General features: G+C 61.1%; 23 protein-coding genes and 1 pseudogene. 21 read left to right on the top strand and 3 right to left on the bottom strand.

Annotation, left to right across the window (positions count from 1 at the left end; translation table 11 throughout):
* The first annotated feature begins 79 nt into the window (after positions 1-79).
* The 12 genes from RhoFasB10_RS16130 to RhoFasB10_RS16075 all read left to right on the top strand — a co-directional run bounded on the left by RhoFasB10_RS16130 (position 80) and on the right by RhoFasB10_RS16075 (position 11,062).
* Entirely contained in the window at positions 80-1,045 is a 966-nt protein-coding gene (locus RhoFasB10_RS16130; RefSeq protein WP_167677268.1) for a phage tail tube protein, read from the top strand.
* A gap of 2 nt (positions 1,046-1,047) precedes the next feature.
* Positions 1,048-1,479, top strand: coding sequence for a hypothetical protein (locus RhoFasB10_RS16125; RefSeq protein WP_167677266.1), 432 nt, complete (start codon positions 1,048-1,050; stop codon positions 1,477-1,479).
* A 180-nt stretch (positions 1,480-1,659) separates the two neighbouring features.
* Positions 1,660-3,768 carry a phage tail tape measure protein gene (locus RhoFasB10_RS16120; protein ID WP_167677264.1) on the top strand — a complete coding sequence of 703 codons (2,109 nt, stop codon included), beginning with the start codon at positions 1,660-1,662 and terminating at the stop codon, positions 3,766-3,768.
* Positions 3,765-4,538: a phage tail domain-containing protein gene (locus RhoFasB10_RS16115; protein ID WP_167677262.1), complete on the top strand. Its 774-nt coding sequence runs from the start codon at positions 3,765-3,767 to the stop codon at positions 4,536-4,538. Before RhoFasB10_RS16120 ends, RhoFasB10_RS16115 begins: the two co-directional genes overlap by 4 nt.
* Positions 4,539-4,578: 40 nt before the next feature.
* Positions 4,579-4,986 carry a hypothetical protein gene (locus RhoFasB10_RS16110; protein WP_167677260.1) on the top strand — a complete coding sequence of 136 codons (408 nt, stop codon included), beginning with the start codon at positions 4,579-4,581 and terminating at the stop codon, positions 4,984-4,986.
* A gap of 14 nt (positions 4,987-5,000) precedes the next feature.
* On the top strand, positions 5,001-5,699 hold the full coding sequence (locus RhoFasB10_RS26805; RefSeq protein WP_346764410.1) for an endonuclease VII domain-containing protein: 699 nt from the start codon (positions 5,001-5,003) through the stop codon (positions 5,697-5,699).
* A 573-nt stretch (positions 5,700-6,272) separates the two neighbouring features.
* Positions 6,273-8,111, top strand: coding sequence for a hypothetical protein (locus RhoFasB10_RS16100; RefSeq protein ID WP_167677256.1), 1,839 nt, complete (start codon positions 6,273-6,275; stop codon positions 8,109-8,111).
* Positions 8,112-8,641: 530 nt separating this feature from the next.
* The gene (locus tag RhoFasB10_RS16095) at positions 8,642-8,992 is read left to right on the top strand and encodes a hypothetical protein (RefSeq protein WP_167677254.1); all 351 of its coding nucleotides are present in this window, start codon (positions 8,642-8,644) and stop codon (positions 8,990-8,992) included.
* Positions 8,993-9,172: 180 nt separating this feature from the next.
* Positions 9,173-9,388: a hypothetical protein gene (locus RhoFasB10_RS26390; protein ID WP_240931150.1), complete on the top strand. Its 216-nt coding sequence runs from the start codon at positions 9,173-9,175 to the stop codon at positions 9,386-9,388.
* A gap of 161 nt (positions 9,389-9,549) precedes the next feature.
* The gene (locus tag RhoFasB10_RS16085) at positions 9,550-10,293 is read left to right on the top strand and encodes a hypothetical protein (RefSeq protein ID WP_167677250.1); all 744 of its coding nucleotides are present in this window, start codon (positions 9,550-9,552) and stop codon (positions 10,291-10,293) included.
* A 43-nt stretch (positions 10,294-10,336) separates the two neighbouring features.
* Positions 10,337-10,585 carry a hypothetical protein gene (locus tag RhoFasB10_RS16080; RefSeq protein WP_167677248.1) on the top strand — a complete coding sequence of 83 codons (249 nt, stop codon included), beginning with the start codon at positions 10,337-10,339 and terminating at the stop codon, positions 10,583-10,585.
* 120 nt (positions 10,586-10,705) lie between these two features.
* On the top strand, positions 10,706-11,062 hold the full coding sequence (locus RhoFasB10_RS16075; protein WP_167677246.1) for an Lsr2 family protein: 357 nt from the start codon (positions 10,706-10,708) through the stop codon (positions 11,060-11,062).
* A 19-nt stretch (positions 11,063-11,081) separates the two neighbouring features.
* On the opposite strand, the gene RhoFasB10_RS16070 is transcribed toward RhoFasB10_RS16075, so the two are convergent.
* Positions 11,082-11,465, bottom strand: coding sequence for a hypothetical protein (locus tag RhoFasB10_RS16070; protein ID WP_167677244.1), 384 nt, complete (start codon positions 11,463-11,465; stop codon positions 11,082-11,084).
* 164 nt (positions 11,466-11,629) lie between these two features.
* Positions 11,630-13,108 carry a recombinase family protein gene (locus RhoFasB10_RS16065; RefSeq protein ID WP_167677242.1) on the bottom strand — a complete coding sequence of 493 codons (1,479 nt, stop codon included), beginning with the start codon at positions 13,106-13,108 and terminating at the stop codon, positions 11,630-11,632.
* Between the two features lie 47 nt (positions 13,109-13,155).
* On the opposite strand from RhoFasB10_RS16065, the pseudogene RhoFasB10_RS16060 reads away from it, so the two are divergent.
* The 5 genes and pseudogenes from RhoFasB10_RS16060 to RhoFasB10_RS16040 all read left to right on the top strand — a co-directional run.
* Positions 13,156-13,755: pseudogene (locus tag RhoFasB10_RS16060) on the top strand (ATP-binding protein); the annotation flags it as partial.
* Positions 13,752-14,876 (top strand): DNA-processing protein DprA, encoded by a 1,125-nt coding sequence (gene dprA, locus RhoFasB10_RS16055; RefSeq protein ID WP_068428586.1) that lies wholly within the window; start codon positions 13,752-13,754, stop codon positions 14,874-14,876. The pseudogene RhoFasB10_RS16060 and the gene dprA, both read left to right, overlap by 4 nt.
* Positions 14,877-14,973: 97 nt before the next feature.
* Positions 14,974-15,756 carry a siderophore-interacting protein gene (locus RhoFasB10_RS16050; RefSeq protein WP_068428589.1) on the top strand — a complete coding sequence of 261 codons (783 nt, stop codon included), beginning with the start codon at positions 14,974-14,976 and terminating at the stop codon, positions 15,754-15,756.
* Positions 15,757-15,855: 99 nt separating this feature from the next.
* Positions 15,856-16,782 carry a tyrosine recombinase XerC gene (locus tag RhoFasB10_RS16045; protein ID WP_068428592.1) on the top strand — a complete coding sequence of 309 codons (927 nt, stop codon included), beginning with the start codon at positions 15,856-15,858 and terminating at the stop codon, positions 16,780-16,782.
* Positions 16,783-17,050: 268 nt separating this feature from the next.
* Complete coding sequence (locus RhoFasB10_RS16040; RefSeq protein WP_206031001.1) at positions 17,051-18,253, top strand: MinD/ParA family protein; 1,203 nt, start codon at positions 17,051-17,053, stop codon at positions 18,251-18,253.
* Here RhoFasB10_RS16040 and RhoFasB10_RS16035 read toward each other — a convergent pair.
* Positions 18,250-18,750, bottom strand: coding sequence for a M23 family metallopeptidase (locus tag RhoFasB10_RS16035; protein WP_068428598.1), 501 nt, complete (start codon positions 18,748-18,750; stop codon positions 18,250-18,252). The two genes, RhoFasB10_RS16040 and RhoFasB10_RS16035, sit on opposite strands and share 4 nt — an antisense overlap.
* Before the next feature lie 337 nt (positions 18,751-19,087).
* Between RhoFasB10_RS16035 and rpsB the strand changes: the two genes are divergently transcribed.
* From rpsB to frr, 4 genes are all read left to right on the top strand, one after another.
* Positions 19,088-19,951 (top strand): 30S ribosomal protein S2, encoded by an 864-nt coding sequence (gene rpsB / locus RhoFasB10_RS16030; protein ID WP_068428601.1) that lies wholly within the window; start codon positions 19,088-19,090, stop codon positions 19,949-19,951.
* 106 nt (positions 19,952-20,057) lie between these two features.
* A complete protein-coding gene (gene tsf, locus RhoFasB10_RS16025) occupies positions 20,058-20,882 on the top strand; it encodes a translation elongation factor Ts (RefSeq protein ID WP_068428604.1) in 825 nt (274 codons plus the stop codon).
* Positions 20,883-21,098: 216 nt separating this feature from the next.
* Positions 21,099-21,827 carry a UMP kinase gene (gene pyrH, locus RhoFasB10_RS16020; RefSeq protein WP_068428607.1) on the top strand — a complete coding sequence of 243 codons (729 nt, stop codon included), beginning with the start codon at positions 21,099-21,101 and terminating at the stop codon, positions 21,825-21,827.
* Positions 21,828-21,888: 61 nt separating this feature from the next.
* Positions 21,889-22,446, top strand: a complete 558-nt coding sequence (gene frr / locus RhoFasB10_RS16015; RefSeq protein WP_068428610.1) for a ribosome recycling factor — start codon at positions 21,889-21,891, stop codon at positions 22,444-22,446.
* Positions 22,447-22,465 lie beyond the last annotated feature (19 nt).

Below are 22,465 nucleotides of genomic sequence, written 5' to 3'. Positions count from 1 at the left end.
GAGTTCTTCGTTCCTGGCCGCGGGTTGGTGATGGCGGCTGATATCCACGATGTTCGTAACAGACTAAGAGAGGAAGGTGATGGCAACAGGTGATCAACAGATAGGACGACGCGAGGCGATAGGCCTCGGTATCGAGGGCACGGCCGGGACTGCGGTAGCTCCACAAACATGGTTGCGATGGCTGGACAACGGCGTTCAACCGAAGACCAACGTGATTGAAAACGAAAGCGCCATGGGCGTTGTCGACCAGATCAACGACTCGGAGGTAACGAGCGTCTGGGCGGAAGGCACCATCGGTGGCAAGGTGACGAGCCACGGTATCGGCTTCCTCATGACTGGCTTCTTCGGCTCGCCTACGACAGGCGCAGCAGTCTCCGGGATCTACCCGCACACCTTCGTGATGAACCAGTCGAGCAAGCCTGCTCCAGCTCTCACTATCGTGCGCAGCAACCCACTCGAAGACGTGCAGCACGCCTACGGCGTCGTCGACACACTAGAGATCAGCGCTGAGACTGATGACTGGGTCATGGTCTCCTCTGCGATCAAGGCGCGTGCGGGGGAGACAGCATCGCTCACACCAGCCTTCATCGCTGAGAAGGAGTTCACCAGCAAGCACATCACCGTGAAGCTGGCACCTGCGCCCGGCGACCTAGCCGGTGCATCAGCCCTGTCTGCTCGCAGCGTCAAGCTCAACCTGGAGCGCCCGTCTGAAGCGCACAACCCACTCGGCACGTTCGACCAGCCTGAGTTCGACCGCGGTTCATTCACCGTCTCCGGTGAGCTGGTCATCCGTTACACGGACACCCAGTACGAAACTGACTTCATCAACAACGCGATCAAGGCGTTGGAGATCAAACTCGCGAACGGTGACGACTCACTGACCTTCACCTGCGCACAGGTCCGCTACCGCGAGCTGGAACGCAGCAGCGATCGCGACGAGGTGGTCACTCAAACCCTGAATATCAAAGCGGAGTACAGCCTCTCTGCTGGCAAGAGCGTCGAGGCCGTCCTGAAGAACACTCGCGCAACATATGAGGCGGCGTAGGTATGGGACGAGTACTTGCGACCACCGACACTACCGACTTGTCCTTCTACCCAGGGTGGGACGGATGCTTCGTTGAGTGGCGTCCAGCTACCTATATCGAGCAACAGAGACTCATCCGCGCCAACTTGGCGGGCCTCGACGACGACACCGCCGAGCAGATGGCGATCGACCTTGTGAAGCAACGGGTGATCGCCGGCAAGGTAAAGATCAAGGGGGAGGGCGGTGAGCCTGAACTAGTCGACATCGAGACCGAGGATATCGACTCGATGCCATCGGTGATCATCGACCGCATCATCGCAGATATGACGGGGCAGAAGTATGATGCTGACCCTTTAGAAAAGACAGAGCCGGAAATCGCATCCTCAGCGGATATCGACTCGACCAAGCCTCAGGCAACTACGAGCACTACCGAGACGCCATCGTCCGAGGAGTAAAGGTCCCGGCGCACGTTGCTGAAGAAATAGAGATCTTCCGATATCGGCAGCGCTTCAATATGAGTTGGCGACAGTTTGAACAGGAGCCAGCGCGTGAAGTTCGGAAGGCTCTTCTCATATGGTCGCTCGAAAGCGAGCGTGATAAGTTGGAATTAGAAAGGCATAAAACTCAATAACGTCGTGGCAAGCAACACAATCTCGATACTGATCAAGGCGCAAGACCAAGCCAGTGGCGAGGTTGAGAAGGCTGGCAACCGCGTAAGTGGAGCAGCCGACAAAATGAAATCGGCCGTCAAGGTAGCCGGTGCGGCGGCTGCTGTCGCGGCGGTTGCCATTGGAACACAGGCAGTTCAAGCCGCTGGTGAGTATGAGTCGAGCCTGTCTCGATTGAAGCAGGCGTCCGGAGCCACCACGGAGCAGATGTCCGCGATGTCGAAGATGGCTCAGGAACTCGGACGCGACAACGATCTCGCGGGAGTCTCAGCTTCACACGCAGCGGCGACCATGACCGAGCTGTCGAAAGCTGGACTATCTGTCGAGGACACCCTGGCGGCAGCCAAAGGGACAATGTCGCTGGCGAAGGCCGGCAACGTGGAGTTCTCAGAGGCCGCGATCATCGCCGCAAGCGCGCTCAATGCGTTCAACATGGAAGGCAAGGAAGCGACAAAGGTTGCCGACACGTTGGCGGCCGGTGCTAACGCTTCGCAGGCTGACCTCGCCGACCTGGCTCTTGGCCTCCAGCAATCCGCAACAGTGGCAAAGCAATTCAAGCTTGGTCTGAACGACAATGTCACTGCACTCGCGCTCTTCGCTAACAACGGCATCAAGGGTAGCGACGCAGGTACATCGCTCAAGACCATGCTCATCGCTCTAGCGAAACCGTCCGAGGCCGCCGCTGGTGCGATGGAAGAAATCGGGTTCAATGCCTATGACGCCAACGGTCAGTTTGTAGGGCTACGCGAGATGTCCAAGCGGCTCAGCAAGAGCCTGTCTGGCTTGACCGACGAGCAGAAGCAGAACGCACTCGCGACGATCTTCGGTACCGACGCCTTTCGAGCCGCATCGATCTTGGCAGATAATGCGGGTGACTCGTACGACGGCATGTCTAAGAAGGTCGGAGAGTCGGGTGCAGCACAGAAGGCGGCTGCGGCTCAGATGGGACCTTACGAGAAGTCTGTCGAGCGAGCCAAGAACGCCGTCGACTCTTTCATGCAGGCTGCCGGAAAACAGCTACTGCCAGCGTTCACTATGGGCACGAACGCAGCAGCGGACTTCATCGAAGAGATTGCGGACGGCGTCCCTCAAGCCGTCGAGACTATTAAATCGCTGATCCCTCCGATCATGTCCGTCGTAACAACCTTCGCGCCTTTGGTAGCCGCCTTTATCGGATATAGAGGCGCTGTTATGGCGGCCGCGCTAATTACCACCTTCTACAACACCGTCATGACCGGAGCTGTCGCTCGGTACTTTGCCTTCACGGCAGCGATAACAGGGGCGCGAGGTGCAATCACGGCGGCAACTGTCGCGCAGGGTGCACTCAATGCGACATTAATGTTGAACCCAATCGGCATAGTTGTTGGTCTCCTCGCAGCTCTAACAGCAGCGGTCACGCTATCGATGTTCGCAACTGATCGCGAGAAGAACAGCACGGACCTCATGAACCAGGCTCGTGAGCGGCAGAAGCAGCTCGCTGAGGAAGCCAAGCAAAAAGAGAACGAGCTACGGGACGCGCAACTCGGTGTTGAAAATGCGAACATCCGAGTGGAGCGTGCGCAGAAGACCTACAACGACGCCGTCGCGCAGTACGGACCCAAGTCCCTGGAGGCTCGAGAAGCAGCACTCCAGTTGAAGGGGGCGAACGCTGAACTCGAGGATTCAACCAGGAAGGTTACGAACCAGATCAACGATCAGCTCGTGTCGCTGCAAGATCTGAATGTGAACTTGGACAACCTGAATGGAAAGTCTGTCACTTACAACGTGCGCGGAAACCAGGTCGGAGCATGGGAGCAAGACGGCAAGAAGTTCTTCGGAGGGCAGTTCGCCACCGGTACTACCTATGCACCAGGCGGTATGACCCTCGTCGGTGAGCACGGCCCCGAACTCATGCGCGTACCTCAAGGCGCTCAGATCTTCCCGAACTACCAGTCCCGCAACATGATGGCGCAGGGCGGCGGTGACACCATCATCACGATCAGCGGCAACATCAGCATCGCCACACCTGAAGCGGCGGAGAGCTTCTGGAACCGTATCGACAAGACGCAGCGCCTCGCGAGAGTGGGTATGGCGTGATCGGCGTCAAGTTCGGCTCCTACAACCTCCAGGACCCCGCGAACGGCGTCTGGGTGACCGACACGGATGTGTACTCATCTCCGACCAACGCGATCCAGACAGACTCTCTCGCGGAGTCGGACGGCGGCTTGGTGGTGAAGCAGCGCTACCAGTCCAAGACGTTCAAGGTGGAGGGGCTGATCCGAGCCGATACGATCGCCGAGCTAGAGACGATGCTCGACCAGTTCAAGGCTGCGATGGCGTCGAAGAACCAGGCGTTCGACATCGACTACGCAGGTGGCATCCGGCGCTACCTCGCCAACGCACAGAACGTGATTCTCACGAAAGGCCGGCGCGTGACCAGCGCGGCGTTTTCGGTGGAGTTCCAGAGTCCTGACGGGGTGGGTTGGAGCCTCGACTCAACTGCACTCATCGCGTCGGAGGGTGTCACTGGCTCGGTCGTGACGGTTCCGGTTACTGCTGAAGGTTCGTACCAGGTTGACCCGCTGATCACCGCCACGTTCAACACGATCTCTGGCGGTACGGCAAAGACAGTGACCATCTCCAACGATGTGACGCTGCGTGGTCTCTCAGTGACGAGGAACTGGGCGACAGGAGACGTGCTCGAGATCGACTGTCTCAACAAGACCGTGTTCGTCAACGATCTGGCGGCTGAGTTCTCTGGACAGTTTCCGAAGTGGGAGCCAGGAGCGGGGGCGCTTGGATACGTCGACAACCTCACGAGCCGCGATATGACGCTCAGAGCGAGCTACACAAGGCGCTGGCTATAGGTTATGTTGATAGTAGAAAACTAAATAGAGGTAATAGACTATGGCAAACGCGTTATACGATTCCGGGCGAGAGGGTTTTCTCGACGGCAGCATCAACTGGAACTCGGACAATATCAAGGCAGTGCTTGTAGACACCGGCGCTTATACGGTGGCACTGGCTACGAACAAGTTCTTATCGGACATCCCTAGTGGTGCGCGTATAGCGACCAGCGGCAACTTGAGTGGTAAGACGGCTACTGCGGGTGTGGCAGATGCAAACGACGTGACGTTCACGACCGTGAGTGGTGCGACTGTTGAGGCAGTAGTCCTCTACAAGGACACCGGTAGCGCGAGCACATCGAGACTCATCGCTTACATCGACACTGGTACTGGTCTTCCGATCACTCCGAACGGTGGTGATATCGCTACCGCTTGGAGCAACGGATCGAACCGGATATTTCGTCTGTAACAGGGGTAAGAGGAATGCCCTTACCTCCACTAATCGAAAAGAGCTGTGTCGTTTGTGGGCTCACATATATGCCGAGCAGTCAGCGTCAAAAGTATTGCAGCACCGTGTGTAGGCGTGGCATCGCAACCTGCGTGGAGTGCGGCAAGGTGTTTACCCGCAAAGCTAAAACCACGGGACGGTTCTGCTCCATCGCTTGTTGGTACAGTAGTGATCGGCCACGGGTGTCGGTACTCTGTGCTTTCTGTGGAGACACTATCGTGGGACGTGCGGATGCGCGCACATGTTCCCGATTTTGTGCGGCTGAGATGTCTAAGGTTCGGCGTTACAAAAGTTGTGCAGTCTGTCAGAAAGCCCTACCTGAAAATGCAAAGGAACGACGGAAGTTCTGTAGTCGAGCGTGTGCGGGCGTGTCTTCGAGACACGTTCTTAGTCGACAGGAGCGAAACCGAAGGTGGATGCGCAAGAAGAACTACGGGCTTACGCACGGAGACTTCACACAGATGCTCGAACGCCAACATGGGAACTGTGCGATTTGCAATACGCACCTGCAAACAACAGGTAATTATAGGAACTCTGCTCATGTCGACCACGACCACGCTACTGGCGCGGTTCGAGGATTGCTCTGTGCATCGTGCAATTTGGGGCTAGGTAAGTTCAATGACGACGCAGACATCTTGGACCGGGCTGCGCAATACCTCCGGAGGGCTTCCTAGATGGCTACGTCTGTCACTACAGCATGGCTATCGCCGACATTTGTCCAGACCCCAGCTTGGAACGGAAATGCCACTACGTGGACCAACGCCTCTGCTGCGCTGCTGAACGACGGAAATGAAGCAAGCACGCCCTTATCAAACGCCACCACTTATGTTCGGGGTCTGAGTGTCTGGTTGAGTGACTCTGGTTCTTCTGCGGACACGACCCAAATTAGCATTGGCAGTAACAAAATCGCCACGGGATCATTCACTAGTTACGATGGCGGTGCGATAACCTACAGCCAGGTGGCCACGAAACTGCGTCTATCACCGTGGGCGTCGTCTGGAGTGAGTGCAAGTTACAACTACTCGCAACTCTATATTCGAGGCTACGACGTTTCGGAGATCCCCGCGGACTCGATTATAGAGAAGGTCGAGTGGAGAGCTTACTACTCGCTGAGTAGCACCGAGTTCCGCGTAAACTACGGAGAAGTGCGCATCACGTATAGTGCAGCTCCCCAGGCAATAGAAGTCGATCCCATTGCTAGCGCGGAGTGGTTTGAGTCTCCGTCCTTCTCACCAGGTATCACCTACGTGAATCTCGACGCGGCACCGAGCGATGAAGCAGTGGCTAACCCTCAGCTCAACATGATCATCTATCCCAATCCGGCACCGAGCGATGAAGCAGTGGCTAACCCTCTAATGACATTGTTCGCAGCAACTTTGGGCGGAATCGCCAGCGGTGAGTCGGTATCGGCGCTCGGGGCGACAGCGATGGTCGTGGCCGTCGACAGTGTTCTGAACAGCCAGATTTTCGGATCGATACAGATGAACATGACGCTTCCGGTCTCGTCAGCATCGTCTGAAGAGGCGTTCGGAGACCTCACCACCAAGCTCGTCTTCAGCCTGGATGGCATCGCATCGGCGGAATCTGTCTCGAACGTCAGCTTCACCACTCAGTTCATCAATGACGCTGGAGCGATACCGAGCGATGAGACCTTCGGAACGATCCTCCACACGATGTTCATGTCAGCCTTCGGCAGCATCGCGACAGGAGCAGCAGTAGAAGCGCCGACCATCACTCAGTCACCACCCCCACCGCCACCCGCGACTGACTGGTCCGCACTCGGCAAGGAGGACGAGAAGGTCTACCTGTACAAGGTGTACGACTCCGCGGGCAACTACATCGGCGTCTGGTCTGACGTGAAGGACACGCCGCAGTGGACGCAGCGGATCAACACTCCGGGCACGACCACAACGGTATTCTTGTCACGCTCACCGAACTCGACCAAGGAAGCCCGCGCGAACCTGCTGACTGAAGCGGGGGAGCCGATCACGACCGAGGACGGCCAGCGGCTCGTGACGGTGTACGAAACCCCCAACAGCGTGGGTCAAGACACCGACGTGGACATCAACTATCGCGTCGACATCTACGTGCACTATGGCCAGTTCGACCGTCTGGTGACTCAGGATGGGGAGCCGATCACGACCGAGGATGGGGAGTATCTACTCGTCGCTTCAGGTGCGCCGCTCGGCGTCCGAGTGTTCAGCGGCTACATCATGGATTACGAGTCGATCTACGGCGATGAGGCCGGCGTCTCGGTCACGCTGGCTTCACACGGACATGAGTTGTCGCAGGAGGTCGTGCGCACGGGGGAGACGACGACCGTGAGCTACACCAGCAGCGCCCTGGACACCACGCTCAAGGCAGTGCTCGACGCGAATCCCGGTGTGATGAGCTATGACTCGGCGTCTATCGTCGCGCCCGGTGTGAGTGCGACTCTCAAGTTTCAACTGAACACCAAGCTTGAGGCAATCGACAGCATCTACAACCAGACGCCGGATGGTTGGTACTGGTACGGCCATGTGGGGGAGAACCTCATCTACATGCGGCCCGTGTCCACTGGGTACGACCACACCTTCATACTCGGTCGGCACATCAAGTCACTGCGCGTGCGCCGCAGCATCGAGTCCATCAAGAATGTCGTGTACTTCGTAGGTGGCGAGACAACTCCGGGCAACGTCGCCACGACGAAGTTCAAGAAGTACACCGATCCCACGAGTATCTCGACGTGGCGGCAGGGCATCGAGCGCATAACCGACCGTCGCTACACGGTGGACGCAAGCATGCAGCGTCGCGCGGACAAGGTGCTGAGCAACTACTCCGAACCGATCTTCACGTCACCGCTCGTCATCAGCGCCGCGAAGTACGACATTGAGAGCATCAAGCTTGGTCAGACGGTCGGCTTCGCAGGTTTCGGGAACTTCATCGACATACTCCCACCGCTCCAGATCGTGAACTATAGCTACTCGGCTACTGAAGTCACGGTGGAGTTGGGTCAAGTGCAGGAGCGACAGATTGATTCGCTCTCGAAAGTCGAGGAGAGTCTAACGAACGAAGTAGTCGCAGATATTCCAACTGCGCCGTCTTAGTGTTACGTTGAGTGTAGAAGGCAATAACTAAATAACGAGGAATAGCCAGTGGCAGACAAGAAAGTTACCGACTTACCAGCACTTACCGTAGCGGATGACGCTGACCTCTTTCCAGTGGTGGATGTGTCGGGCAATGTCACTAAAAAGGTCACCCGCGCTGGACTGGTACCGGATGGGTCTATATCGACGACGAAAATCGCTGATGACGCAGTAACAAATGCAAAGCTTCAAGTCGCTTCCACTATAGCCGATGGGTGGGACGTAGTCGATCTAGGTGCCGTGAAGATACTCACCATCCGCACAGACGCTCGGTCTACGTCGACAAGCTCAGGCTCGCAAAATGTGAGCTTACCTACCGGAGTGCTTTCTAGTATTCTAAGCGTGACTGCGACAGCCACCTCGATGACAGGCGAAGCTCGTGTTGTTGTGTCCGTGACGTCTTCTAGTACTTCTGCAATCAATCTGAATTACACCACTACTAGCGGTAGTGGCACGGCAAGGGCGTATGTAACTGTAATGGGTACATCGTAGTGAACGGCTCTAATCAAGACGAACTTCTCCAACCGGTCAACGGTTATCAGCTTCAGGCTGTATCGGAAAAGATTGACAATCTATCGAAATCTCAAGACGAACTCAAGACCTTGATAGTGGCCCAGAGTCAGACGTACCCGACGAAAACCGAATTGGACCTTCAGCTGGAAAAGCGCGACAATCGAATCCAGACCGTCGAGCAGGACCTATCGAGCCGAATCAAGTCACTCGAGAAGACGCTTGCCAACTATGCCAAAGTCGTGTGGACGATGGGTAGCGCCTTCGTGCCTATCGTCGCGCTTACTATTTGGCAGCTGATCGTCAACTCAGCCAAGGGGAGCGGGCAATGAGGCTGCGTAGTCTGGCGTTTCCTGCCCTGCTTCTCCTTATTCTGCTGGGGATGTCGTGGATAGTCATGACGAACTATCGGCGTGTCGACGAGCTACGGCAGCAAGGTAAGGACCCAATCACGGTGGCGACACCAGGTGTTGCCGGCAGGGACGGATTACCTGGCCCGCGAGGCGAGAAGGGTGAGCCCGGTGAGCCTGGTCCTCGGGGTCATGCTGGACGTGACGGCGAAGATGGCGCTGACGGCCAAACTGGCGACCCAGGTGCGGATGGAGTTGACGGAGTCGATGGCCGAGACGGTCAGAGTATCCAGGGCACCCCAGGAACACCGGGTCCGCAAGGTCAAGCAGGTCCCCAAGGGTTGCCAGGAGCGCCCGGCGTCAATGGTCGCAGCATGATGCTCGCCTGCGTCCTGGTCCACGAGAACATGACAGATGTTCGCTACTACTCAGCGAAGTACACAGACGAGCCAGATAGCGCCTTGCTCACGTGGCCATACCGCAGCCGCCTACCAAGCTGGTTCGTCCCGGCCGATTGCATAGACATGAGGAACGTGTAGATGGGCTTCGTTCAGGTAAAGCAGCCGAACCTGAACGTCCTCGCTGAGCTTGGCATGTGCCTTGCGTATGTCCAGAAAGCCTTCGGTCTCGGCTGGACAGGCGACTATGCGCTGGACGGTTGGAATAGAAACAAGACCAATCATGCCGATCGAAACATCCCGAGTGGCGTGTATGTGCCGGTATGGTTTGACGGCTATTGGACGGGTGTCCGCTATGGCCACGTCGTCGTCTACAAGGATGGCATTTGCTACAGCTCTCCATGGACGCAGGACAGCGCAGCGCGCAACGTTCACGACACCCTCGGCTCTATCGCCGACGTTGAGCGCATCTATCGGATGACGTATCTCGGATGGTCGGAAGATATGAACGGACAGCGAGTGATTAAGAAGAAGGAGGATCAAATTGTGATAGAAGAATCAGCACCGGTATTCAACGCCGCCTACTACCTGAGCAAGAACGCAGACGTGAAGAAGGCCGGCTTCACAACCAAGAACGCCGCCGAACACTGGAAAGCTAGCGGAATCCGAGAAGGTCGGCCGAGTGCGCCGAACTTCCATGTCAAAGAGTATCTCGCCAACTACGGCGACCTACGTAAATCGTTTGGTGCGAAGGGCTTCGCGAAAGCGGTTCAGCATTACTACATGAATGGCATCAACGAGGGGCGCAGTGGGCGGACACTGACAACCTCACAGAAGATCGTGGCGGAGATCAAGGCGCTGGTGAACAAACCGGCTATCGAGTAAACCACAAGCGTGAACAACTAATTTATACACCGAAGGAGGTGATATGGAAGAACTAATATTTCTACTGATCGTCGCAGGAATCGTCGAGCTGTCAAACCGAGCACGTACACGTGACTGGTGGACAGTAGTCACAATCGTCAGTGCGGCGGCGGTTGGCTGCATGCTCGGCCTGGCCGGGTACTACGCGACTAATCCGATCGAAGGTATCGGCTACGGCCTGGCAGCAAGCGGGCTGATCACGGTTGCCGGTGCGGTAAAGTCGATAGCGAGTACACGGACTGCAATAAAGTAGCTGCCTAGCATCACGAGACTGCGCCTGAGCGCTCCGAGACAGTCGGAGCGCTCTTTGTATAACTTGTGTGTTCGCTCCGCCGTGGAGACTGAACAAACTTCTTATGCTTATACTCGACGCATGGCAAAGAAGGTTGTGCAGCTCACTGAGTACATGGACGATCTCGATGGCACCGTCGTAGACGAGGCTGACATCGACACCATCAGCTTCTCGTTCCGAGGTACGGACTACGAGATCGACCTGAAGGCGGCGAACGCTAAGAAGTTCGACGATTCAATCAAGAAGTACATCGACTCAGCACGCAAGGTTGGTAAGACCCGTTCGGGTGGTGGACGCAGCCGGCCAGGCACAGGCAGCGGCCGAAGCAAGGAAGACCTGGCTGCTATCCGCCACTGGCTGCGGCAGAATGGTCACGAAGTCAACGACCGTGGGCGCATCCCGCAGCCTTTGATCGATGAGTTCGACAGGGCGCACTGAGTACGTTAGTTATTCAGGTCTAGCTGCCGACCCGCACGAAAGCCACTCGTGTGGGGTTGCGCAGCTTGTTCTGAGCCAGAAGCGGGTGTGCGCGAAGACTGTCGTACTCGCGCTGGTCGCCAGGCTCCAGTCGCCCTTCGACTCCGATCCAGAGCCCGTCTTGCTCCCGTGCGACGCTCACGTAGAGACCGTGCTCGGTGGGCACGTCGTAGTACAGGGTGTGCGGCACCTTCATCGGGTGTATCACGATCCAGTTGGCCCCCCAACGTTCCCCGCTGTTGTGATCCTCCGGAAAGAAGTGGCGCTCAGCCGCAGTCCCGTTTGAGTGGAACTCGGCGTAGTAGGTCTGAGTGTGGTCCCCACGCTGGATGGTCTTGATCCACAGTCCGGTCATGTCGGCCATGGTGGGATGGTACCCGCGAGCACTCCCCTTCCCCGGTCAGTAGGGGAGTGGTCTTAACAGGGGTCGGATTGACAGAACGTCATAGATATGGCGAGCAGGGAAGTAGTTGTGGTTACTCACACCTACACGTAGCAAGTTCGACAACGCGCTCATCGTTGGCTGCGCTATACCTTCCACCTCACGTCTATCAGCTTCACATCGAACTTCCACTGCTTGTAGGTCGGCACTTTGTAGCCTGAGGTAGCTCCACGCGGGTGCACATAGATTCGTTCGATCAAGTGGCTGAGTACATCTCGACGCCACTCGATACTCTCGGACTCCCACTTGGCACGGACGCTCTCCCCGATGTCAATGCCGCCGAGCAGTGCGGTCGAGGTGAACTCCTGGATCTGCTTCTCGGTGTCCGTGATCTCTGCCTTGGTTGACTCGCGCAGTGTCTCGAACTCGTCCCGACTGAGCAGCTTGGTCACGTAGTAGTCGTTCGTCAGTTCACTCATACGTGCTTCGAGAACGCGCAGGTGCTGTCCCAGCTCACGAGTCGGGTTGTTCGTCGATTTCTGCCGTTCAAGGTCCTGTGCGAGGTGTGGTGAGTCCAGACGGTGCATGACGGCTTCCGTCACCAGGTCGACGATCGGGTCCATCATGCGGCTGACCTTTCCGCACCCGCTTGGCATGCCCGTGTTGACGTTGTTGCCGGGGCACCAGACCTGCGGCTTCATGCTGCCGTCGCGCTGCTGCTTGGACTTGTTGTACATGCGCGCCCCGCAGCCACCGCAGTACACGAAGCCGGAAAGCAGGTGCTTGCGGAAAGTGCCGGGATGATTGGATCGCTGGCGATTGTCGCGGATCGCAGCGTTCAACTGGGTCCACTCGTCACGTGTCAAGATGGCCGGCGTCTGCGCGTCGTACTCGACCCCGTGATGCAGGACGATGCCCGCGTTGATCGGGCGAGTAAGCACGTTACGGACCTTCAGTGCGTTCCATTCCTTCCCGTGCTGTGTCGTGATGCCACCGCGGTTGAGGTCTACGGCGACAGTGCGGAACGAGTAGCCATCGATGATCCGGTGGGCCATGTCGCGAAGCAACTCCGCTTCATTTTCACGGATCGCGGTGCGCTTTGGCTCGAAGCCAAAAGGCCGCTGGCCGCCGAGGTATTTGCCCTGCTTTGCTGCACTGAGCTTCGCTGCGCGTTGACGCTCGATCATGTGCTCGACTTCGTAGCGCGCAACAGCACCGAGCTGACGGGCCACAAGCCTCCCGGACGGCGTCGATAAATCGACCGGGCCTGCCTTCACGGTGTGGGTCGTGACGCCGCCGCGTTCGGACGCTGTCACGTAGTTCTCCAGTTCGACCATCGAGCGGTGGAGGCGGTCCGTGTGCCAGGCGAGGACGACTTCGATCTCGCCGTTCTGCATCAATTCGAGGAGACGCCGGTAGCCAGGGCGGGGCTTGCCGCTGTAGGCGCTGATGTCGTTGTCCTTGAGAACGTGAGTCACGCGGTAGCCAAGACGCTCCGCCAACTCGCGGCAGTCGGCCTCCTGGCGCTCAACGCCGAGTCCAGCCCCGGTCTTGTCTGAGCTGATGCGAGCATAGATCGCTGCGCTGCGAATTATGTTGTCGGGCTGGTGATTTGACGCTCCCATATTGTACCTACCATTGTCTCACATGTGTGGGGCGTTTGTGAATATCCGACGAATGCGCCGAGATCGGCGTGAAGGTGCTCGAGTCGTTGCGAACACCGTTGGAAGACGGGGAGATTCGCATCGCGCGCCGCGACGGTGTGGCGCGGTACCCGGCTCGATTCCAGTTGGTTCTCGCTGCCAATCCGTGCCCGTGCGCTCCCGCACGCGACGTCGACTGCGTCTGCACGCCGACGGTGCGACGGAAATATCTCGGAAAACTATCCGGGCCTCTGCTCGATCGCGTCGACCTCCGAATTGCGATGAAAGCGGTCGCCACAGGAGCTCTGACGGACGACGTGGGCGAGACCACCGAGGTGGTGAGGGCACGGGTTACCGGTGCACGTGATGCAGCAGCCGAACGCTGGCGCGACTACGGATGGCGCACCAACGCAGAGGTGCCGGGTCCTGCACTGCGCCAGAAGTTCACGCTGCCCCGGGAATCGGTGAGACCGATCGAGCGGGCGCTCCGGAACGGATCGCTGACCGCGCGAGGGGCGGACCGCGCTCTGCGGGTGTCGTGGACCCTGTGCGATCTGGCGGGCGGCACCGTGCCCGGCATCGACGAGGTCGGCGCGGCGCTCGATTTTCGAGACAGGGGAATGTCGTGACGGGACACGACGATCGCAGGCTGGCGTGGGCGTATCTGTCACGTGTCGCGCAGGGGCCGCATCGACAACTGGCAGAGTTCGCAGTCGCGGCGGGGCCGCAGGAGGCGCGAGCCGAACTGGCCCGCGGCCGATTCGGCGAGCGCCTACAGGTTCGTGCGCACATCGACACCGCCGAAGACGACCTGAATCTGGTTGCGTCGCTCGGCGGTCGACTCGTCACACCGGACGACGACGAATGGCCCACATGGCAGTTCCTGTCGTTCGACGGTGCAGGAATGCCGACGTCGTCGGACCACTGCGCGCCGTTCGCGCTGTGGGTGCTCGGGCGAGGACCGCTCGACACGCTGGGGGAACGAGCGGTGTCCATCGTCGGTACGAGAGCGGCGAGCGCCTACGGCGAACATGTGACCGCGGAGATCTCGGGTGACCTGGCGGTCGACGGGTGGACGATCGTCTCCGGCGGGGCGTTCGGGATCGACGCGGCCGCCCACCGTGCGGCCCTCGGTGTGGGAGGTGCGACGGTGGCCGTGCTGGCGTGCGGAATCGACCGGGCATACCCGTCGGGACATGCGCGGCTGCTCGGCCGCATCAAGGAATCCGGCGCAGTGATCAGCGAATACGCGCCCGGAACGACGCCGGCGAAGCATCGGTTTCTCGCGCGAAACCGGCTCGTCGCCAGTCTCGGCTCGGCGGTCGTCGTCGTCGAAGCGGGGTGGCGTAGCGGTGCACGCAACACCGCGGCGTGGGCGCGAAAGCTCGGAAGGCCGGTGTTGGCGGTGCCGGGTCCGGTGACCTCGGCGTCGTCGAAAGGCTGCCACCGCATGATCCGCGAGGGGGAGGCTCGGCTCGTCGCCGACGCGCACGACGTCGTCGCCGAAGCAGGCGTCGTCGGTGAAACCGACGAGGGTCGACCGTCGATGTTCCGCGATATCGACGCGCTGTCGGAACCGGCGCTGCTGGTCTACGAAGCGCTTCCGGCGTCGGGCACGTTGTCTCCGCGTGAACTGTCCGAGCGGTCGTCCCTGCCGATCGCGAAGGTGCGTTCGGTCCTACCGCTCCTGGAACTCGACGGCTTCGTCGCTAGCGACGACACCGGCTGGTACCGCGTGGTCGGGACGTGAACGACCCGGACGCATATCGGTACCGGTAGCCTGATTAGGCAATGCTTACTCGAATAGCTATCTGGTAGCGCTGGAGCAGCTCGGAAAGGCTGAACACGTGGCACGACGCAAGACCACCCTGACCGTCCTCCGGACGGAGGCGCTGACCCCCCACATGCAGCGGGTCTACCTGGGCGATCCCGGATTCGACGACTTCGAGCCGGTCGACTACACCGATTCGTACGTCAAATTGATCTTCGGAACCGAGGACGACGAGATCAAGCGCACGTACACGATTCGGTCGGTTAATACCGATGCGCGTGAGATCGCGATCGATTTCGTCGTGCACGGCGACGAGGGTGTCGCGGGTCCGTGGGCTGCCCACGCGCAACCGGGAGACACGATCAGCCTGTACGGCCCCGCGGGCGCGTACACACCACGCGCGGACGCCGACTGGCATCTGTTCGCCGGTGACGAGTCCGCGATCCCCGCGATCTCGGCGGCCGTCGAGGCGCTCCCCGAGGACGCGATCGCCAAGGTCTTCGTCGAGGTCGCGGATCGTAAGGACGAGATCTACATGGAGACGCTCGCCCTCGTCGACGTCACGTGGATCCATCGTGGTGCGGGTTCCAACGAGATCACCGACGACAAGGCAGGCGACAACGCGCCGCTGATCGAGGCGGTACGGAACACCGAATGGTTGCCCGGCCAGGCTCAGGTCTTCATCCACGGTGAGGCGCAGGCCGTCATGCACAATCTGCGCGGCTACATCCGAAAAGAGCGCGGCGTGTCGGCCGAGTGGGCGTCGATCTCCGGGTACTGGCGTCGCGGCCGCACCGAGGAGACGTTCCGCGTGTGGAAGCGCGAGCTGGCCGAGGCCGAGGCCGGCGCGTCGAGCTGATCGTCGAGCTGATCGTCGACCCGATCGGGCGACCGGCGAGGCGACGGCTCCCCGGCGCGCCCGGTTGCTCGGTCGGCTCCGAGGGGCCACGCTGAACCGATGTCCGACGAGCTGACACCGACGTTTCGAGCGCTCCTCGACGACTACGCCGAGCACCTCCGGCTCGGACGAAGTCGGTCGGCCAACACGATTCGCGCGTATGTCGCCGACGCCGAGTCGCTCCTGGCCTATCTGGTGCACGAAGAGGACTCGGACGAGGTGTCCGACCTGAGTCTCCGCGTGCTTCGCGCATGGCTCGCACACCAGTCGCGGGCCGGTTCGGCGCGATCGTCGATGGCGCGTCGAACATCGTCCGCGAGGGCATTCACCGCGTGGCTGACGCGAACCGGTTACCTCGACACCGATCCTGCGCTTCGTCTGTCCTCCCCGTCGGCGAAACGAGCGCTGCCTGCCGTGCTGAAGAAGTCGCAGGCGTCGGACGCGTTGTCGGCTGCGGAATCGGGTGCAGCCGAACGAGATCCGATCGCCCTGCGGGACAGACTGATCGTCGAGATGTTGTACGCCACGGGAATTCGAGTCAGCGAACTGTGCGGACTCGACGTGGACGACGTCGACACCGGGCGTCGACTGGTACGCGTTATCGGCAAGGGGGACAAGGAGCGATCGGCGCCGTACGGGCTGCCTGCGCACCAGGCACTCGACGCGTGGATCGCGTTCGGGCGACCGGCGCTGGCCACCGAGCGGTCGGGTTCGGCGCTGCTGCTGGGCAAGCGCGGCGGGCGAATCGACCCTCGCCAAGCTCGAACGGCGGTGCACGACGTCCTGGACTCGGTGCCCGGTGCGCCCGACATGGGCCCGCACGGCCTCCGGCACTCCGCGGCGACGCACCTGCTGGAAGGTGGCGCCGATCTACGCGTGGTGCAGGAATTGCTCGGTCACGCATCCCTGGCGACGACACAGATCTACACCCACGTGTCCGTGGAACGACTACGCACCGTCCACGACCGAGCGCATCCGCGGGGGTGACGTCACCGGCCGGGCTGCCGGGATTTGGTAGCGTCGTAGCGAAACAAACCGCGTGCACAGTATTGTCGGGCGCATACGTATCGACGTCAGATTTCGACCCGCAATTCGTATACCGGGGGGCACCGTGGACCGCGAAGAACCACAAGGCACGTCAGCCGCGTGGTCGATCCGTGACCAGATCAGGCCGGGGCGGCCGTTTCGTTCCAACCCGGTGCCCATCGATCCCGCACCTGCCGGGTCCACCTCGTTCCAGGCTGGAGAACCGCCGATGAACGGCGACCGCCAGGCCCCGCCGTGGCAGACCCCACGTCCGGATCGCCGTCCACCGCGGTACACGCCTCCGACGGAGAATTCGGCGGCGAACCCGGAACCTGCTCAGCCGTCCGGGCCGCAGGGTCAGGCGCGATCCGAGGACTCGCGATCGCACAGCCCGCGGAACTGGACTCCGCCGTGGGCCGACCCGGCCGCTGCGCCCGGTCAGCCGCACACGAACTCGTTTCCCGGCGTCCCGCACCATCAGCCGACGAGCCAGGATCTCGCTCCCGATTCGCTGCTCAAGCGGCCGCGTCGGACGTCGGCGTCGGGGTGGCGTCGCGGAGTGCACCGCCTCACCGGCGGTGTAATCAACCCCGGTGAATCGACGGCCGAGGAGCGTTACCGCAACCAGGTGGATCGCATTCGGCAACCGGTCATGGGGGATTACCGGATCGCGTTCCTGTCCTTGAAGGGTGGGGTCGGCAAGACCACGACGACGCTCGGTCTCGGGTCCACCTTCGCGTCGCTCCGGGGGGACTGCGTCATCGCCGTCGACGCCAATCCGGATTTCGGCACACTCGGCGAGCGGGTGCCGCGCCAGACGTCGTCGACGGTGCGGGACCTCCTCGCCGACGCACCGAACATCAAGCGCTACTCGGACATCAGGGCGCACACGTCGCAGGCGCCGAGTCGACTCGAAGTGCTTGCGGGAGAACGGGATCCGGCTGCGTCCGAGGCGTTCGACGAGAAGGACTACCGGTCCGTCATCGAGATGCTGCAGGTGTACTACAACCTGATTCTGACGGACTGCGGCACCGGCATCATGCACTCGGCGATGAACGGCGTTCTGCAGTTGGCCAACGCGCTCGTGCTGGTCTCGTCACCCGCGGTGGACGGGGCGCGCAGCGCCGCGGCCACCCTGGATTGGCTGCAGTTGCACGGCTACGGTCATCTGGTCGAGCGCACGGTCGTCGTCATCAGCTCGGTACGGCCGGGCTCGTCGGCGGTCGACATGAACCTGCTCACCCAACACTTCCTCGAGCGCTGCCGCGCAGTGCTCGTGGTTCCGTTCGACGAACATCTCGCCGAGGGTGCCGTCGTCGACTTGAATTCGATGCGTCCACAGACGCGTGCGGCGTTCGTCGAACTGGCTGCCATGGTGGCCGACGACTTCCCGGCCGCCACGGGTCGGCACTCCGGCCCGAGCTGGCGTTAATTCCCGTCCGCCGGCGCAAGGGGTTTGAGCACGATCCTCGACGCGCCGACCAGCCGCAGCGGATCCAGATACTCACGCCCTCGCCGGACACCCCAGTGCAGACAACTGTCCGCGCACCCCGGGTGTCCCGGTTCCACCGTCCCGATCGTCGTGCCGGGTCGGACGCGGTCACCGGGGGAGACGACCGCGAGCACCGGTTCGTACGTCGTCCGCAGTCCGTTCGGATGGTCGATCGACACGACGGGTTTGCCCGCGACGGATCCGGCGAACACGACGGTTCCGTCGCCCGCCGCCCGAACGGTCTGCCCCGCCGCGCCGGCGAGATCGACTCCGCGGTGGCCAGGAAGCCAGTCGTGCTCGGGTGGGTCGAACGGGCCGACCACCGCGGGCCGCGGGGCGAGCGGCCAGACGAAGCGGTCGCCGGGAGACGCGTCGGCGTCCGTCGTGCAGTGCGTGATGACGGCGGCGGCCACGAAGACCGTGAGCAGGCGTTTCATACAGTCCAGGGTCACCCGAGATCGATGCCGTCCCAGCGTCGAATCGATATCTGTGGACGAACGAGAAATCCGTCCACAGATGTCGTTCGCCCTTGACCATCGGGCCTGGTTATGTAGTCGGGCGCGCGAGGTCTACACTTGTCGAGCGGCCTGTGCATGCATGGGTCGACTTCGCGCGTCCGCGTCATGTGGCAGCCATCGTTTCCGTGGCATCGTCGCACGACCCGGCTGTCGGGCGGTCCTGCTTCTCGAAGTGGGTCCGACAGTCAGCGGTCGCCAGGGCAGGGGTCGAACGACACCCTGCATCAACCGGCAATCGAAAGAGAGTTCTTCAGCCATGGCTGTAGTAACCATGAAGCAGCTGCTCGACAGCGGCACACACTTCGGACATCAGACCCGTCGCTGGAACCCGAAGATGAAGCGTTTCATCTTCACCGACCGCAACGGCATCTACATCATCGACTTGCAGCAGACGCTGACCTTCATCGACAAGGCCTACGAGTTCGTCAAGGAGACTGTCGCTCACGGCGGCACGGTCCTGTTCGTCGGCACGAAGAAGCAGGCTCAGGAGTCCATCGCAGCCGAGGCCACTCGCGTGGGAATGCCCTACGTGAACCAGCGCTGGCTCGGTGGCATGCTCACCAACTTCCAGACGGTTCACAAGCGTCTTCTCCGCCTCAAGGAGCTCGAGGCCATGGAGCAGACCGGTGGCTTCGAGGGACGCACCAAGAAGGAAATCCTCATGCTCACGCGTGAGATGACCAAGCTGGATCGCACCCTCGGTGGTATCCGCGACATGGCCAAGGTTCCGTCGGCCATCTGGATCGTCGACACCAACAAGGAGCACATCGCCGTCGGCGAGGCTCGCAAGCTGAAGATCCCGGTCATCGCGATCCTGGACACCAACTGCGACCCCGACGTCGTCGACTACCCGATCCCGGGCAACGACGATGCGATCCGTTCCGCTGCACTGCTGACCAAGGTCGTCGCTTCGGCTGTCGCCGAGGGTGTCCAGGCTCGCGCCGGACTGAACACCTCGTCCGACGCCAAGCCCGAGGTCGGCGCAGGCGAGCCGCTCGCCGAGTGGGAGCTCGAGCAGCTGGCACAGGCGTCGCCCGCAGCCGAGGCCACGCAGGAAGCTGCTGCCGAGGCGCCGGTCGCCGATGCTCCGGCCGGAGAAGCGTCCGCAACTCAGGCATGATCTTCGAAGGTCCCGAACGGCGTGACCACGCCGCTCGGGACCTTTCTTGCGGATCACCGAGATTCAAGCTCTGCCCACCCACAGCATTCGAGGAGGGTCGCCCAACATGGCGAACTACACCGCCGCTGACGTCAAGCGGCTCCGCGAGCTCACCGGCTCCGGAATGATGGACTGCAAGAACGCACTCGCGGAGACCGACGGCGACTTCGACAAGGCCGTCGAGCAGCTTCGCATCAAGGGCGCGAAGGACGTCGGCAAGCGTGCCGAGCGTTCCACCGCCGAGGGCCTCGTCGTCGCCAAGGGCGGCGTTCTGGTCGAGATCAACTCGGAGACCGACTTCGTCGCGAAGAACGAAGAGTTCCAGGCGTTCGCCGACTCGGTCGCCGCTGTTGCCGAGGCCGGCAAGCCCGCCGACGTCGACGCTCTGAAGGCGCTCGATCTGAACGGCAAGACCGTCGACACCGCTCTGCAGGAGCTCTCGGCCAAGATCGGCGAGAAGCTCGAGATCCGTCGCGTCGTGTCCTTCGACGGACCGGTCGCCACGTACCTGCACAAGCGCAGCGCAGACCTGCCGCCCGCCGTCGGCGTGCTCGTCGAGTACACCGGAGAGGGCGAGGCGGCAGCCGAGGCCGCTCGCGGTGCTGCCATGCAGGTTGCCGCGCTCAAGGCCAAGTACGTCACGCGCGACGAGGTCCCCGAGGAGATCGTCGCGTCGGAGCGTCGCATCGCCGAGGAGACCGCTCGCGAAGAGGGCAAGCCCGAGCAGGCACTGCCGAAGATCATCGAAGGCCGCGTCAACGGCTTCTTCAAGGACGTCGTGCTGACCGAGCAGTCTTCGGTCCAGGACTCGAAGAAGACCGTGAAGGCGATCCTCGACGAGGCAGGCGTCACCCTGGTTCGTTTCGCTCGCTTCGAGGTCGGCTCCAACTGATCCCGGCTTCACACCAGTAACACGCGCGATGCCGCTCGCCCGGCCGAACAGCCGGGCGAGCGGCATCGCTGTGTGGGGACATTCCCCGCGGGCGCGTCACGTCACGCATGGCGGATGCGTCGGTCGTGTCCCGAATAAGGCAGGATAAGGGTGACGGCGTAGGTGAACGCGCCGTGTTCACCGTGCGCATTCGACAGGCGAGTACCGAGGAGAGCAATGACCGATCCCGCCACCGACCGCCCCGGATTCAAGCGTGTGATGCTCAAGCTGGGTGGTGAAATGTTCGGCGGAGGGCAAGTCGGCCTCGACCCGGACGTCGTCAACAACGTCGCAGAGCAGATCGCCGAGGTCGTCGGCACCGGCGTTCAGGTAGCCGTCGTCATCGGCGGTGGCAACTTCTTCCGCGGCGCCGAACTGCAGGTGCGAGGCATGGACCGGTCCAGGTCGGACTACATGGGCATGCTCGGAACGGTCATGAACTGCCTTGCGCTACAGGACTTCCTCGAAAAGCAGGGCGTCGCCACTCGCGTGCAGACCGCCATCACGATGGGCCAGGTCGCCGAACCGTACCTGCCGTTGCGTGCCCGCAGGCACCTCGAGAAGGGCCGAGTCGTCATCTTCGGTGCAGGCATGGGTATGCCGTACTTCTCGACCGACACCACCGCAGCGCAGCGCGCGCTCGAGATCGGCGCCGAGGTACTCCTGATGGCGAAGGCCGTCGACGGTGTGTACTCGGCCGATCCCCGTATCGATCCCGACGCGACGATGTACGACTCGATCACGCACCGTCAGGTCATCGAGAAAGGGCTGAAGGTCGCCGACGCGACTGCTTTCAGCCTCTGCATGGACAACCAGATGCCGATCATGGTGTTCAATCTGCTGACTCAGGGCAACATCGCTCGCGCGGTCGCGGGTGAGAAGATCGGAACACTGGTCCAGTCGTGACCGGGCTGACCACGGACACAGACTTGCCAGCAACACGAACGAAGACGATGGAGGACAGATCGTGATCGACGAAGCGCTCTTCGACGCCGAGGAACGAATGGAGAAGGCGGTCACCGTAGCCCGGGACGACCTGTCGACCATCCGTACCGGTCGTGCGAACCCCGGCATGTTCAACCGCATCGTCGTCGACTACTACGGCGCGCCGACACCCATCACGCAGCTCGCGAGCATCAACGTTCCCGAGGCTCGCCTCGTCGTCATCAAGCCGTACGAGCAGGCGCAGCTCGGACCGATCGAGACGGCCATCAGGAACTCCGATCTCGGCGTCAACCCGACCAACGACGGCAACCTGATCCGTATCGGTGTGCCGCAGCTGACGGAGGAGCGCCGCCGCGAGTTTGTGAAGCAGGCGAAGGGCAAGGGCGAGGACGCGAAGGTGTCCATCCGCAACGTTCGTCGCAAGACCATGGAAGAGCTCAAGCGCATCCAGAAGGACGGCGAAGCAGGCGAGGACGAGGTCGTGCGCGCCGAGAACGAGCTCGACAAGACCACGTCCAAGTACACCGCGTCGATCGACGAGCTGGTCAAGCGCAAGGAAGCCGAGTTGATGGAGGTCTGACGCCTCGTTCGACCAGGGA

Source organism: Rhodococcus sp. B10 (assembly GCF_011770055.1).
In the GTDB taxonomy this organism is placed as follows: Bacteria; Actinomycetota; Actinomycetes; order Mycobacteriales; family Mycobacteriaceae; genus Rhodococcoides; species Rhodococcoides kyotonensis_B.
Note: the sequence above shows the minus strand (reverse complement) of the source record. Positions and strands in the feature narration are given on the sequence as shown.